This window comes from Sphingomonas sp. HF-S4 (genome assembly GCF_032911445.1).
Lineage (GTDB): Bacteria > Pseudomonadota > Alphaproteobacteria > Sphingomonadales > Sphingomonadaceae > Sphingomonas > Sphingomonas agrestis.
The window spans coordinates 1,713,589-1,728,343 of sequence record NZ_JAWJEJ010000001.1 but is presented as its reverse complement, the minus strand read 5'-3'; the positions used below and the strand labels follow the sequence as shown (position 1 = coordinate 1,728,343).

The window sequence follows — 14,755 nt, the reverse complement described above, 5'->3', positions numbered from 1 at the left end:
AGCGTAGAGGCATGGATCAGAAGCAAATCCTGTCGGCGGACCGAAACGGCTCTTTTCCAGCTACGGTTTTCCAGTAAATCTGCACTAAAGTTGCACGATTTTGTAGCTAACCGCCGGCTAAGCCGCTCAAACGCTGGTGACCCCTACGAGAATCGAACTCGTGTTTTCGCCGTGAGAGCGCCGCTCAGAGGGGGTTTCTGGTCCATATGGACGTGTATGTATTCGTGTTTCATCAATCACTTAGCAAAATCGGTCCTTCCACGTCCACACCATTTCTGCTACGGTTTTGCAGTGAATTTGCAGTGAGATCGCGAGGTTCCCGATGGCGCGAATTATCCGCAATCAACGGCTCGACAGCAGAACCGCGCGAGCGCCGCTTGCGAAGCGGAACGCTCCCTACTGGCACGCGCTGACGCGGGGCAGGGCGCTTGGCTACCCGCCACTGCCAATAAAGATGGAATTCGACTCGACTTACCACTTCTGACGCGGAATCATCGACTTCGGGCGATTTGCAGGGGGTTGGGGTGGCGACGAATCTGAATGACGAACAGACGGGCGAAATCCCGTCCGTGTTCCAGAGCAACCTGCCGCTGCGAGAGAAGCTCGATAGGGCGCGCACCGAACTACTGGATCTGTCCGCCAGGAATCGGCTTCTCAACATGCCGCGCTCATCAAAGAGCGTCCGCGCCCTCGAAGTTATCGATGAGGTCAGCGCTGAGGTGTTCCGGCTGCTGGTGCGGGAAAACCGTCCCTTCACCTTCGTTGCGGGCAAGTCAGCGGGTGACGAACAGGCAGCAGACGGGGAACAGGAGGAAGTCGACGAGATCGTCGACCTTGCGCAGCCCGAGGATGATGAGGTCGACGAGCGCGGCGTTCTTGCCCGCCACTCCGACACTAGACTGCAGACCCGGCTGACGCCGAAGGGACTTCAGAAGCGCCTGCTCGACCTTTTCTTCGACGCACGCACTCTGGAAGAGGAGCAGGGCGTCAACATCCTCTATCTGACGCTTGGCGCGCTCAAGTGGATCGATCCTCAGAACGCGGCCAACATCCGCTACGCTCCCCTCGTACTTGTCCCTGTGTCGCTGGAACGCGGAAACGCCGGCGAGAAGTTCAAGCTGCGCGCGCGTCAGGAGGACTACGCCTCCAATCTGTCTCTCGAAGCCTTCCTTGAGAAGGTGCACGGCATCCGGCTGCCGGGGTTCGAAGCGAGCGACGCCTTCGATATCACATCTTACTTCGACGAGGTCGCGGAAGCGATCTCCGCGAAGCCGGGTTGGGAGGTGATCAGCGACAACATTGTCCTCGGTTTCTTCTCCTTCGCCAAGTTTCTCATGTATCGCGACCTCGACCCGGATGTCTGGCCGGAGGGTCGCAGGATTGTAGACCGCGATCTGATCAGGGGCCTCATCTCGGATGGGTTCGAGGGATCCGACGCGATGATTCCCGAAGATTCGAACATCGACCCGTTCATCCCGCCCAGCGAAATGCTCCATATCGTGGATAGCGACAGCTCGCAGGCGCTGGCGGTGCACGAGGTCCGGCGGGGCAGGAACCTCGTCATTCAGGGTCCGCCCGGAACCGGCAAGAGCCAGACCATCGCCAATGTGATCGCCTCGGCCGTGGCGGACGGCAAGACGGTCTTGTTCGTCGCCGAGAAGATGGCGGCGCTGGAGGTGGTCAAGCGGCGCCTCGACGCGACCGGCGTCGGCGACGCCTGTCTCGAGCTCCACAGCAACAAGGCGAACAAGCGCGCCCTTCTGGAGGAGCTGCGCCGGACGTGGGAACTGGGCGCTCCGCGCGGCCAGGCTCCGGGGACGCTGAACGCGAGGCTCACCGAGGCGCGCGATCGTCTCAACGCACATGTCCAGCGAATGCACGCTGCCCACGGCACCTCCGGTTTGACGCCGTTCCAAGTCGTCGGTCAGCTGAGCCGTCTGCGGCTCGACGGCGAGAAGCCTTCCGACTTGGAGCTTGAAGGCGCCGCAGATTGGACTGCCGACGATTTCGCAGAGCGCCATTCCCTGCTTGCGGATCTTGCCGAGAGGGTTGTCACGCTGGGACGACCGGACGAACACCCTTGGCTGGGCGTCGGCCTTTCATCCATCCTGCCGACCGACGTTGAGCGACTCATGGTGCGGCTGTCGGACCTGGTAGCGAGGATCGGCGTATACGATGCCGCGCAGGGGGATCTTGCCGCCAAGGTTGAGACCGATAAGCCCAGAACGCTCGCCGGCCTGTCGTCGCTCACCAACCTAGGAGCGCGAATTGTCGCGGCTCCGGCGATAGCGGCCGAGGCCCTGTCCGCGGCCGTCTGGGAGGCGGATGCGGCCCGCATCGATGACCTGCTCACGGTCGGTGCCCGGCATGCCGGCCTGAAGCTCGAGCTAGAGTCGGCGGTTTACGATGCGGCATGGGCCGCCGACCTCGACGAGACCATCAACGCGCTGTCGCTGCTCCCAGGTTCCTGGTCGCTAGAGGCGTTCGACCGGATGGCAGCATCCGCCGCCGACCTGCCTCGTCTGATCGCGGACAGCGCGGCACTCGCCCGCGCGCTCGGCCGCGATGCGCCCATCACACTCGCCGACGCCGGGAGGCTGGCGCGCGTGGGCGAGCGGGTCGCGGCGGCCCCCGACGCCAGCCCCGAAGCCTTCGCCGCGGATCTGTGGGACAATGGCGTCGAACGCGCTGCAGATCTCGCCCAGGCGGTCGCCCTCCTCGAACGTTCGCGGGTGGAGATCGACGGGCGGCTATCCGATGCCGCGTGGTCCCTCGACCTCGGTGAAGCGCGTGCCGTCCTGGCCTCGCATGGGAGCGGCCTCTTCAGATTTCTCAGCGGCGAGTGGCGGCGCTGTAACCGCTTGGTGAGGTCCGTCCTGACGCGGTCCGACATTCCGCTGGGCGATGTCCTGTCACTTCTGGATTCGCTCGCAGCGGGGCGGAAGGCGATGCGAGCAATCGAGACCGACGAGGAATTCGGCCGGAGCGCGTTCGGCGTTGATTGGCGCGGCGAGCGCTCCGCCTCGGCTCCGCTGCTGGCGCTGGTCGAGTGGATGCGCTCGCTGCGGGGACTCGGCGCCGAACCACGGCTGATCGCGGCGAAGCGCCCGGAGAAGCCGGAAGTAGCGAACCGCGCCGCCCGCGTCGCCGAATTCGAGGCGGGCCTTTCCGCTATCGTATCGCGGCTGTGGGACGATCTGGCAGATATCCGCGGGCTTGCCTTTGGCGATGCCGACGACGCCAGACGGGCAAACCTCGCCGCAGTTCTCGCGTTCGCCGACCGGATCGCAACAGCCCGGCGGGTGTCTGCGAGCCTACTGAAGGCTGAGCCGGGCGAGATCGAGGCGCGCATCCGTGTGCTGCAGACGGTCGTCGCTGGGCAGCGGGCTGCCGCCTCGATCGAGGAAGGCGAGACGGCCGGCCGCTCTGCTTTCGGCGAGCGCTGGAGCGGGCAGGCGTCGGACTGGACGTTTCTGCGCGAGGTCGCCGACTGGATCCGGCGGAACGGCGACATCCGTCTGCTCGTCGGCCGGATCGAAGATCGGGGCGAGCCGTTGCGTAGGGCACGTCAACTCGATGAGGAGCGCGCGACGCTATCCTCTAACCTGTCCGCCCTCTTCGATCTGCTGCAGCTTGATCGCCAGCTGGCGCTCGGTTCGGCCGATCCCGAGGCGACCGAAATCTCGGCTCTGCAGGCCAAGCTCACCCTATGGGCGGCGTCCAACGAGAAGCTGTTCCAGTGGGTCGCCTATCGCGACCGAACCGGACGAGCCGCTGCGCTAGGGTGCGGTGAGGTGGTGCGGCGGCTCGCCGACGGGCGCTTGGCGCCGGATGCTGTGATCGGCGCTTACGAGATGGCCTATTACGAGGCGGTCTATGCCGATCAAGTGCAGTCCGATCCCGAGCTCGGCACGTTCGACGGAACGCTGCATGGTCGTCTCGCGCGCGAGTTCGCCGACATGGACCGCCAGCGCATCGCCGCGGCGAGCTACGAGGTCGTGAAGGCGCACCATCAGGCAGTGCCGCCGCGCGACGGCGGCTCGGTCGGGCCGCTCGGCGTTCTGCGCGCCGAGATCGCGCGCAGGCGCGGACACATGCCGATCCGCAAGCTCATGGAACGGGCCGCTCCTGCGGTGCAGGCACTGAAGCCTGTCTTCATGATGAGCCCGCTCTCGGTCGCCCAGTTCCTTGCGCCCGGAATCTTCGACTTCGACCTTCTCGTCATGGACGAGGCGAGCCAAATCCAGCCGGTCGACGCACTGGGCGCAGTGGCGCGGGCCAAGCAGGTCGTTGTGGTGGGCGACCCCAAGCAGCTGCCGCCCACGGCCTTCTTCTCGAAGATGACCGGCGCGGCGAACGACGAGGACGACGATGCCGGCAGCAGGGTCGCCGATATCGAGAGTGTGCTCGGCCTGTTCACCGCTCGCGGCTTGCCGACGCGAATGCTGCGCTGGCACTACCGCAGCAAGCACCAGTCCCTGATTGCCGTCAGCAATCGCCAATTCTACGAGAACAAGTTGTTCATCGTGCCGAGCCCCTACACGGCGGAGGCCGGCATGGGTCTGCGCTTTCACCAGATTCCGCAGGGTATTTGGGACGCCGGCGGCACGCGGACCAACGCGGTCGAGGCCAAGATGGTGGCGCAGGCGATCGTCGCGCATGCGCGCGAGCACCCGAACCTCTCGCTCGGCGTCGCAACCTTCTCGACGTCCCAGCGCCGTGCGGTCCTCGACCAGCTCGAAGTGCTGCGCCGGTCCCTGCCGCCGGAGGTCGAAAACTTCTTCCAGTCGCACCCTTCCGAACCGTTCTTCGTCAAGAACCTCGAAAACGTGCAGGGCGACGAGCGCGACGTGATCTTCATCTCGGTGGGCTATGGACCGACGGTTCCCGGCGGCCGCGTGCCCATGCGCTTCGGACCGCTCGGGACCGAGGGGGGCGAGCGTCGCCTCAACGTGCTCATCAGCCGCGCGAAGCAGCGCTGCGAGGTCTTCTCTTCGATGACGGACGAGGATATCGAGCCCGACTTCGCGCAGACCCGCAAGGGGGTGTTCGCCTTCAGGCTCTTCATGCACTTCGCGCGCACTGGGCAGATGACGATGGCGGAGAGCACCGGCCGGGATCACGACAGCGTGTTCGAGGAACAGGTCGCCAAGGCGCTCCAGGCTCGTGGCTATCAGGTGAGCCGGCAGGTCGGACTGGCAGGCTTCTTCATAGACCTGGCCGTGGCGGACACGGAACGGCCGGGCCGATATCTGCTCGGCATCGAATGCGACGGCGCCTCCTACCACGGAGCACGGTCCGCCCGCGACCGCGATCGGCTCAGGCAGTCGGTGCTGGAGAGCCACGGCTGGAACATCCATCGAATCTGGAGCACGGACTGGTTTCAGCGGCCGAACGAGCAGTTGGACCTCGTCATCGCGCGGATCGAAAGCGCTAAGGCGGAATACGACGCTCAGGCCGAAGGATGGCGCTCGACCCGTGCGGTCCCGATCGAGATCGTATCGGTAGAGCGCGAGGGGCTCACGGAGATCGGCCTGGTCGCCAACGACGATCAGCCGGAGGTCTCCATCTATCAGGAGGCGGCGCTTACGATACCCGCCCACGTGACCACCGAACTCCACAGCACGCCGCGCGGCATCCTGTCCTCGCTGGCCGAAGAAGTCGTGGCCGTCGAAGGCCCGATCCACATCGACGAGATCGTGAACAGGATCCGGGAAGCTTGGGGCCTGAAGAGGGCGGGCGGTCGCATCCAGGAGGCGATCGAACGGGCGGTCGAGATCTCGGTTAAGGTCGGTCGATTGTCGGAGGACGGCGACTTCCTCTCGATTCCGGGCAGCAAGCTGAAGGTCCGGGATCGCGGTGCCGTCCGGTCGGCGACGCTGCGCAAACCGGACATGTTGCCGCCGGCCGAGATCGAAGCCGCCGTGATGGACGTCGTTCGCGCGAATTTCGGAGCGACCGAGGAGGAGGTCAGCACCGTCGTCTGCCGCACGCTCGGCTTCAAGTCGACCAGCGCGCAACTGCGCAAGGTCGTTGCCGACGCTTGGACGAAGGCGATTGCTAAGGACTGGCTGGCACGACGCGACGACCGGCTTGTCCTAGGAGCGTCGGCCCCGGTCGCAGAACCGCCGCGCTCCGCATCGCCGATCCAGGTGCTGATCTCCGAAGGAGAACACGAACGACTCGAGTTCAAGGAGACGATCCGCTGGGATGTTCGGCTGGGGGGTGAGAATAGGAAGCTCGAGGACATCGTGCTGAAAACGCTCGCCGGCTTCGCCAACCGGGTGGGCGGCACGCTTCTGATTGGCGTCTCGGACGAAGGCGAGGCGAAGGGCCTCGAGCGCGACTTCTCATGCCTCGGCGGAAATCGTGACAAGTTCGAGCTCCACCTCACAAACCTCTTCGCCAAGCATTTCGGACAGGCCTGCCGGGCCTCGAAAATCAGGATCACCTTTCCTGAAGTCGACGGGATGGCCCTATGTCGCGTTGACATGGACGCGTCGGCGCAACCGGTGTTCATCAACGTGGCAGACCGTTCTGGTAGCGTGGCCGAGCGCTTTTATGTTCGATCGGGAAACTCCACCCAGGAACTGAAGCTCAGCGAGGCGACAGGCTATATCCGCGACCATTTTCGGACTGCTTGAAATTTTCGTTGCGAAACTGGTCCGCGCGAACACGGCGACCGCGCGGTTTCAGTCGACCGCCTATTGGCTGTCGGCTTTAGCGCTGTTTGAGTTTGGAAGCTGCCAGTCCGCTGACGGCCCAATTCCGGCCATGGCCTAGCGCCTTCGAATCGCCTCCCCAGGGAGGCAGGGCAATGCTTCGCGAAATGCCAATTTTGTCCGCGCGAGGCCGCGCGCATCCGCAGAAAGATATTTGATGAATATTTGACACGCGGGTTACTGAGATAGCTAACCCATTGAAATCATTGGTGACCCCCACGGGAATCGAACCCGTGTTTCAGCCGTGAAAGGAGAGGGGGAAGGCGGCTATTGGGCCAGCTGCGGACTGGCAGATTCCGACCAAACAAGGACGACAGCGGACATCCCCCTTACGTCAGTGAGAGAACGGAGCTGCTTTCTTGCGCGCTATTGCGCGTAGCCCACCAGCAACTTTCGCTGGTCGGGCTGCTAGAATTTGCCCGGCTCGCCCGTGCCGGCTTGCCCTTTCCCTTCGACGCGAAACTAGGTCGCGGACGGACCATCGTTCTTTTCGAGGAAGGCGCCAAAAGCTCGCGCCTGTTCGACCATCTGCTTCAAATCCGGGCGCCGTGCATACTCGGCGATCTCCCTTTCGAGGTCGACCTGCCGCGGCCCGCTTCGTGGACTAAATAGTGTCACGACGGCGCCTGTGCCGATCGGGTATTGCGAGTTTGCTACCTCGCCCCTGCGCGAGCGCATAAGCTCGGCGGTGAGATCCTGAACGATGTCCTGGTATGGCTCGGAATCCAGTCTTGCGAGGACCGGTGCCGCGCAGGCGCATACGGCCTTTCCAAATTTGATAGCATCCGGTCGGCCCGCGAGCTTACCGCCATGGACCACGTCATTGCGCAGCTTGACCAGTTTCTGATCGAGCAGATCTGGGGCCTCGCCGACTTCAAACATATAGGCCGTGACAAAGGCGCCGAGCTGCCGCTCGGAGAGTCGGAGGCTCTTCCTGCCCTTGTCGGTCGCTGCAGCTTTTACGCCGTGTTTGCGAAGGGTGGCGGTCGTGAAGAAATCATAGAGCCGCTCAAGCGAGGCTGCGAAATTTGAGATAGCCCCCCGATAGTCTTCCTCGACCAACGCCCTTATCGCCATGTCGGCCAGCAACTCGAACTTGGTGTTCTGCACGACTGTGAAGGTCTGATGCCCGCGGTTGCACCGGTGCTCGAAGATTCCGCCTTCCGGAACCTGCACCACCGCCATCGACGCGAGATTGGGGGAGCCGTCTTCGGCCAAGCATTGCATACAGCTCGCGAGTGTTTTCATCGCGCGATCTTAGTCGGTAACAGCGACAGCCAAAAGAGATCGACCGATTTCGCCTCCCTGCGCGGCCGCCCTGATGTTGAGAAGTTGTTTCCCTGCGGGGAATCCTGGTCCGTCCGCGGGGCCGCCCCCGCCTTATTAGCCGAGCGCCGCTACCCAGCGCTCGTTGTACGGCTCCGGCAGGATCGCCGCATTCGGCGTGAAGGACGCGCTCATCATTGTCCCATCCCAAGCCATGTCCGAGGCGCGCAACCCGACCCAGAACAAGGCGAGGTTGCGGTCGCCGGTACAGAGTTGCGTGTTGAGATCGGGAGCCAGTGCGAAGCAATAGATCAGCACTTTCAATGTGTTGAGGTCCGACAGGGCGTTATAGGCGTCCGCGTCGGTGTAGGCCGCGTGGAACTTAAGAAGCTTGCGTGCTGGGCATGCCCCTGAATTGGCCACCGTGCTGAGTGCGGCGATCACTGCCAGCGAGTCCATCGGCACGCCAGTCTCCCGAGCCGCTTCCAGCACCTCGTCCCACCGGGCATCGACCTTATTTCGAGCGATCTGGTTCGCCAGCATTGGAGCCACCCGCCGCAGGAAAGCCTGCTCTCGCATCATGATCGGCCGAATGTCTTCGATCAGCCCGAGTAAGCCCTTCAAAGATTCAGGCCCCACCATCAGCGTCGCGGTGGGCAGCGCCTTTCCTAGCTTGATTACGGCCTCTTCCAGTTGCGACGTAGCGAGCGTTGCGTCAGGCAATGATCGGCCGTTCCCTTCTAGCGGAAAGAGCATCGGGTTGATCTGTACCTGACTGTTTTCGAATAGGTCGAGGAAGTCGGGATCGCGGCCGGTCTTCTTGCCATCATCGAAGCGTCCAACGATCTCCGAGACGATATTGCGATCGGGAAGGACTACCGAATTGCTCCGCGATGCCGCGAGGCCGGAAGGTAGCCAGCCTCCGCGCACCAGCCCGATGGCCTTTGCGGTGAACGGACTCTCGAGCTTCGCCTTCAGGTTGGCGTATTTGCTGACGTCGATGCCCTCGATATTGGTCTCAAGGATGCGGCCATTGTACATCTCCAGCGGGATCGAGATCGCTTGGTGAAGCTTGGCAGACGCTAGTTCCTCATAGCTTCGCGGTGCGATATCGACTTCCGTGAAACCAATCCTACGTGACTCTCCGCCTCCCGGATTCTCGATCTCTTGGAAGACGAAAAGCGTACTGCCCGGTGGTGGCGCGGAGACATTCGGCTCAACTGTTTCGTTCATCTAACGAATATAGGTTGCGTGCTGCGCGGAACCAGACCGCCTGATCGTACGACCAACGCACTATTTGCGCTTGTCGCGATAGGCATCGTTCCCCGGCATGGCGTTCAAGATGCGCGAACGACAGGTTTCGTGGTAGCGCTCCCTCAGGCCGAACGGCGACAATTGGGGCGCGTTGCGGCCCATCAGGCCCCGTAGCGTCTAGTGTCGCCGGAAACCATAGCGACGGACGCAACAGCGCTGATCTTGTCCTTTGCGCGATTGTCCAGCAACTTGCTGACAGGTAAGCAGGATCAGGCACTCAAGGGGGAAGCGTGACACGGACGCCGGGAAGAACCCACTCGTTCTCGGTCGAGGGGGTCGCGAAGAGCTTCAGGTCCGACTGGCAGTTCTTGATTGGGGCGTCGCGCATGAGCAGCGCCCTCTCCTTGGCGACCCTGTTCTCCGTCATCGCCATCGTCACCAAGTTCGCCGACTTGGTGAACCTCGGCGTATATGCGCTCGGTTGCTTCATCGCCGCCGTCGTCTGCTACGCGGTGGCAATCGGCATCATAAAGTTTCGCGCCCCACCGATTCTCCAAGAGTATCCCGACTTCAAGTCCTACGACGATAAGAAGCACTCGCACCGCTGGGTGCTCTGGCAGTTCTACCATGCAATCCAATCGCTCGAGCACGTGTTCAAGCTGCTGGAGGAGACCGTCGCGAAGAAACTCAGCAAGGACGTCGCCGCCATGTCGCGGTCGAGGCTGCCGCTGACCGCTTCATTCAAAGGCAGTTACCTCGCCAAGAGGGTCGAGATCACGCAGCCCGACGGATCGACCCCGACCTACGACTTCTGCGTGCACGAGCCCGTCAACTTCGACCGCGACCTGATCATGGGCTTCACCGTGAAGTCGAGCGCGGACGGGATAGAGAGAAAATACGTGCTGCCAATCCGCGAGAGTGACGAGAAGCTCGACCTGAAAGTCAAGGAACTCTTCTGGATCGTCCTCACCGAGGCGGCGAAGGAGAACCCGGTGTCGCGCTGGATCGCATGGTCCTTGGTGAGGCTCGCCGGCGCCCTGCTAATCCTCGCCGTCGGGCTGGCGGTCGGCCATGTATTGCTGACTCCGAAACCGCAAACGCCTTCGCCCTGCTGCTTCCAGAATGTGTAGCAGGAGCGGGCGGACCAGGCGGACTGGCGCGAAAGAGGGATAGGCCGACGATGCCCACAGCGCAGGGAACCTACAAGCACGCACTCAGCGTAACGGGACAGATATTCTTCTGCGCCGCGCCCATCCGGCTGGACTCATACGATACCTGCCAGTTCGGCTGCACCTACTGCTTCTCGCGCGATCGCTCGCGGGCCTGGGCGTCGAAGGGCATCCATCAGGCCAACCCCAAGGCGCTGGGGCTGAGGCTCGAACGCGTGGCGCGCGGGGACGTGCGGTCCGCAGTCGATGAGTTCCTAGCCCGGCGAGTGCCCTTGCAGCTGGGAGGCCTGCAGGATCCGTTCACCCCGATGGAGGCGGAACTCGGCGTCACCCGCGAACTGCTCGGCGTCCTCCGAGACCACGGCTATCCGACGCTCATCAGCACGAAGGGATCGCTCCCCGTCAGCGAGCCCTACCTCTCTCTGCTGGAAGGCATGAACGTCGTGGTGCGCCTCTCGGCGGCCGGCATTCCGGAGCCGCTGCGCCGCGCCATCGAGCCCAAAACCGAAGGGTTCGCAGCGACAGAGCAGGCGCTTCTAGCGCTGAGCGCGCGCCGCATCGTCACAGGACTACGGATCCAGCCGATTTTCCCCGGCCACGAGGAGGAGGCCCTCGCGATGGCGGAGGCCGCTGCCAGAGCCGGGGCGCGACAGCTCTCGTTCGAGTACCTGAAAATACCGGGAGAATCGATGGATACCGAGATGGCCGCCGCCAGCAGGGCGCTGGGATACGACATCATCGGGCGGATGCGCGGGCTCGGTGTTGTCCGGTTGGGCCCCGACTGGTCGCTGTCAAGGGATGCGAAGCGTCCCTTCGTCCGGCGCGCAAGGCAGCTTTCCCATACCCTTGGCGTCAAGTTCGGCGCCGGCGACACGGAGTTCATCCCGTGGAGCGACGGCAACGGCTGCTGCGGCGCTTCCGAGCTTACCCTAGACGGGGCCAACCACTTCACGGGGAATTTCGTGGGCGCCATCCGGGCTTCCCTTGAGCGTACCGACAAGCGTGTGACCTTCGACATGCTGGAAGAGCTCTGGTCTCCGGCGCAATCGGTCGGCAACTACATGGACTGGCGCCGCCGAATCCCCGCCGACCAGCGCGAAGGCCGCACCGACTGGCTCGCGCTGATGAGCCGGCGGTGGAATGGTGGGAAGAGCCCTTACTCGCCTGCCTTCTTCGATGGAGTGCGGCCGACGGGCGAGATCGACGAGACCGGCTTCAAGATCTACGAGTCATCGGAACTCGCCCAAGAACTCGCCGCCTGAGCTAGCCGCGGCCGCCGACGCGTGCGTCGGTCCCTAGAATGTTCAGCGCCGCCTCACAGCCATCTTCGAGCGATGAAGTTACGACACTGGCGATCGCATTCAGCATCGCATGATCGTGGACGTTGCCCGATTGTTCACGGACGATCACGATCGGGATACGGAAGGCGTTTGCCCAGAAGAGTTCGCCAATCGAGCCGATCGACGCCCGGTCGCTACGCAGCAAGTTCGCCAGCACGACGTCGGACGACTGGATGATGTGCTTGTTGCGGTCGACGACCAGACGCCCGTGCATAAGTCGCGCGAGCGCGGCAGAAGGCGTCTCCGGCGCGTCGCTCGCGAGTTCTGCGTCGTATGGCGAAGATGCCGGATCGTAGACATCCACGCCGGCCGGGAGCATCGCCGCGGCCTGCACCCGCCAGTCCGTGATCTCCTCGCACGATGCGCCGGTGATCGGTCCAGACAGGTAGATCCTCATGTGTCCCCATACCATGTGGCAACCGCCACTCCAACGGTCAGATGGCTTTGCGCATTCAACAGCAGGTAACGCGCAAGGTCCCGATGCCCCGTCAACATTCTGCCTCTTCATTGTCCGGCCAATGTCACTCGATAGCGTACAGACGGCTCTCCACCGTTCGGGTCAGGCGACTCGACCTGAACGAATGTCTGCTTTTGGGATCGCCATGACCAGCGCCGAACAACGGCTATTGGGGCGCGAATCAGACATTGGCGACGCGCCAGCGCACCAACTGCTGTGCGGAACAATCCGAGAAAATCCGCCGATTTCCAGCTACGGTTTTGCAGTAAATCTGCAGTAAATTGCATGAACGTGCAGCTATCGGGCAACTAAGTGCCTGAAAACGCTGGTGACCCCTACGAGAATCGAACTCGTGTTTTCGCCGTGAGAGGGCGACGTCCTAACCGCTAGACGAAGGGGCCGTGCAGCGGAAGGCGCAATTAGGGGGCGCTTGGCGGATCGTCAAGCGCGTATCTGCGCAAACGTTGGCGAGCGCGCCATGGAAGGTCGAGATGGCAGCTCCGGGCATTTGCATGCCCGGGGGCCGCCGCCCCTTCAGAACGTCGCGCGGACCCCGCCGAAAATGCTCCGCCGCTCGACCGGATAGAAGATCGCGCTCGCCGGCGTGTGGGCGATCACCGCGGAGATATCGCCGATCGCCTTGCGTCCGCCCAGGTTGCGCGCATCGGCGAACAGCGTGAAGCGTTTGTCGATCTGGGCCTCTGCACGAACGCCGAACAGCACATAGCCGTCGGCGCGGAAGCGGTTGGCGTAGTCCGCCCAGGCGCCGCGCGGCATCCATTCGAGATTGGGCGCGACGTTGAGCGACGCGCCGCCCAACCGCAGTTCGGCACGATAGAGATGCTCGGGGACCACCGGCAGTCGATTGTCGCCGAACTGGATGTCGTCGTGGAAGCGGAAGTCGCTCCATAGATAGACCTGCCGCAGGCGGGCCCATCCCGCCAGGTCGAGGTCGAGCCCGGCTTCGATGCCCTGGTGCCGCGTCCGGCCGGCGTTGAAGGTCGCTGCGGGAATCGTCGGCGGTGCGAGATTGTACTGGAGAAGCTCGCCGTCGAGATCGGCGCGGTAGTAGCTGATGTCGAAGCGCACGGGCCCGATCGTGCCGCGCCCGCCGATCTCGGCAGTCCAGGCGCGCTGGGCGTCGAGCGGCACGAAGCTCGCCAGCTGCGCCAGCTCCGAATAGCCGGGAAGCTCGTGGCTGCGGCTGTAATTGACGTAGAGCTGGACGTTTGCGATCGGCTCGTAGAGCAGGCCGAGCTTGGGGGAGAGCTGGTCGAAGGTCGCGCGGCCCGCAGTCACGGCCGGAAAGATCTGGTCCTGCCGCCGCATCCCCGAGCTGTGGATCGCGCCGGCGATCAGGGTGAGGCCGGGCAGGGGACGCACCCGGCCTTCGGCATAGGCATCGATCGTGCGCGCCTGGAGCCGGGCGTCGAAGGTGCGTGCGCCGCGATTGCCGTTGACGTTGACGAAGCGCTTCGAGGCGACACTGCCGAAACGCGCGGTCACGCCGGCGGTGAATCCGAACGCTCCGAAATCCTGATCGAGCCGGGCATAGCTGCCCCAATCGGTCGAGTTCTGGTCCACCACCTGGAAGATCGGGTGATAGAGCTGCTTGGCGTTGAGGAATATGCCGACATCGAGCCCACCATTGCCCAGCGCGAAGCTGGTGCGGTTCTGCAGGCGCATCGAGTCGATGTCGCGTGCCTGGTCGCCGACGAAGTTGCCGGTCCAGGGTTGCGACAGCGCGGCGGCCTGCGTGAGTGCGCCGGGCAGCTCCTGGCGGATGTGCTGGGCGCTGGCGTAAAAGCGGGTCTCGATGTCGTCGCTCAGCCGCAATCCGACATTGCCGTTGACCCGCAGCGCCCTGCGGCGGGCATGGTCGCGGTCGCCGTCCGAGCTGTCGAACCCCACCCCGAGCCAGGCGTCCCCGCGCGCATCGGCATGGCCGACACTGGCGAGCGCGCGGATGGTGTCAAAGCTGCCGCCGTCGATGCGCAGCCGCGCGCCGCTGGCCGAGCGGCCGGTGGGCGTGACGCCGTTGATCGCGCCGCCCAGCGTGGAGGCACCGAAACGCAGCGCGTTGGCACTGCGGAACACTTCGAGGTGCTGGAGGAAAGCGGGATCGAGTTCTTGGAAGTCGCCATTGTCATCGGCGAGGTTGATCGGCACGCCGTCCTGGAGCAGCGTCAGCCCGCGCATGTGGAAGCCGCGGCTGATCCCCGATCCGCGGATCGACAGGCGCACCTCCTGCCCGAAGCGCGGCTGGGCATAGACGCCGGGCGAAAAGGCGAGCGCATCGCGCAGCGAGACGGCGAGCTTGCCCTGATATTCTTCGGCAGAGACGACATTGGCGCCGCCGGGAGTCTCGCCGACGCGCTGGATGGCCTCTTCGACCAGCCGCTCGGCAGTGACAATGATCTCGTCACGCGGGTCGGCGGCCTGGGCAAAGGCGGGAAGGGCGGCGAATAGCAGTGGCGCGCCGAACAGCGCGCGGACGGTCTTGGACATCAGGATTCCTCGGTAAGATGAGCAAATGGCGCGCGTTGC

General features: G+C 63.8%; 8 protein-coding genes and 1 tRNA gene. 4 read left to right on the top strand and 5 right to left on the bottom strand.

Annotated features, from left to right (window positions below):
- Positions 1–524 precede the first annotated feature (524 nt).
- On the top strand, positions 525–6,644 hold the full coding sequence (locus RZN05_RS07540) for a DUF3320 domain-containing protein (RefSeq protein WP_317225998.1): 6,120 nt from the start codon (positions 525–527) through the stop codon (positions 6,642–6,644).
- A 540-nt stretch (positions 6,645–7,184) separates the two neighbouring features.
- Here RZN05_RS07540 and RZN05_RS07535 read toward each other — a convergent pair.
- Positions 7,185–7,940, bottom strand: coding sequence for a hypothetical protein (locus RZN05_RS07535; RefSeq protein ID WP_317225997.1), 756 nt, complete (start codon positions 7,938–7,940; stop codon positions 7,185–7,187).
- Between the two features lie 165 nt (positions 7,941–8,105).
- Positions 8,106–9,221, bottom strand: coding sequence for a hypothetical protein (locus tag RZN05_RS07530; protein ID WP_317225996.1), 1,116 nt, complete (start codon positions 9,219–9,221; stop codon positions 8,106–8,108).
- A gap of 407 nt (positions 9,222–9,628) precedes the next feature.
- On the opposite strand from RZN05_RS07530, the gene RZN05_RS07525 reads away from it, so the two are divergent.
- A complete protein-coding gene (locus RZN05_RS07525) occupies positions 9,629–10,372 on the top strand; it encodes a hypothetical protein (protein WP_317225995.1) in 744 nt (247 codons plus the stop codon).
- A gap of 50 nt (positions 10,373–10,422) precedes the next feature.
- Positions 10,423–11,673 (top strand): radical SAM family protein, encoded by a 1,251-nt coding sequence (locus RZN05_RS07520; protein WP_317225994.1) that lies wholly within the window; start codon positions 10,423–10,425, stop codon positions 11,671–11,673.
- A gap of 1 nt (position 11,674) precedes the next feature.
- Here RZN05_RS07520 and RZN05_RS07515 read toward each other — a convergent pair whose 3' ends face one another.
- Entirely contained in the window at positions 11,675–12,148 is a 474-nt protein-coding gene (locus RZN05_RS07515) for a nucleoside 2-deoxyribosyltransferase (protein WP_317225993.1), read from the bottom strand.
- Between the two features lie 205 nt (positions 12,149–12,353).
- Here RZN05_RS07515 and RZN05_RS07510 point away from each other — a divergent pair, with 205 nt between their 5' ends.
- Complete coding sequence (locus tag RZN05_RS07510) at positions 12,354–12,488, top strand: hypothetical protein (protein ID WP_317225992.1); 135 nt, start codon at positions 12,354–12,356, stop codon at positions 12,486–12,488.
- Positions 12,489–12,534: 46 nt separating this feature from the next.
- Here the strand turns inward: RZN05_RS07510 and RZN05_RS07505 are convergent.
- Both RZN05_RS07505 and RZN05_RS07500 read right to left on the bottom strand, forming a co-directional pair.
- Positions 12,535–12,609, bottom strand: a tRNA-Glu gene (locus tag RZN05_RS07505).
- A gap of 133 nt (positions 12,610–12,742) precedes the next feature.
- Positions 12,743–14,716: a TonB-dependent receptor family protein gene (locus tag RZN05_RS07500; protein WP_317225991.1), complete on the bottom strand. Its 1,974-nt coding sequence runs from the start codon at positions 14,714–14,716 to the stop codon at positions 12,743–12,745.
- Positions 14,717–14,755: the final 39 nt, after the last annotated feature.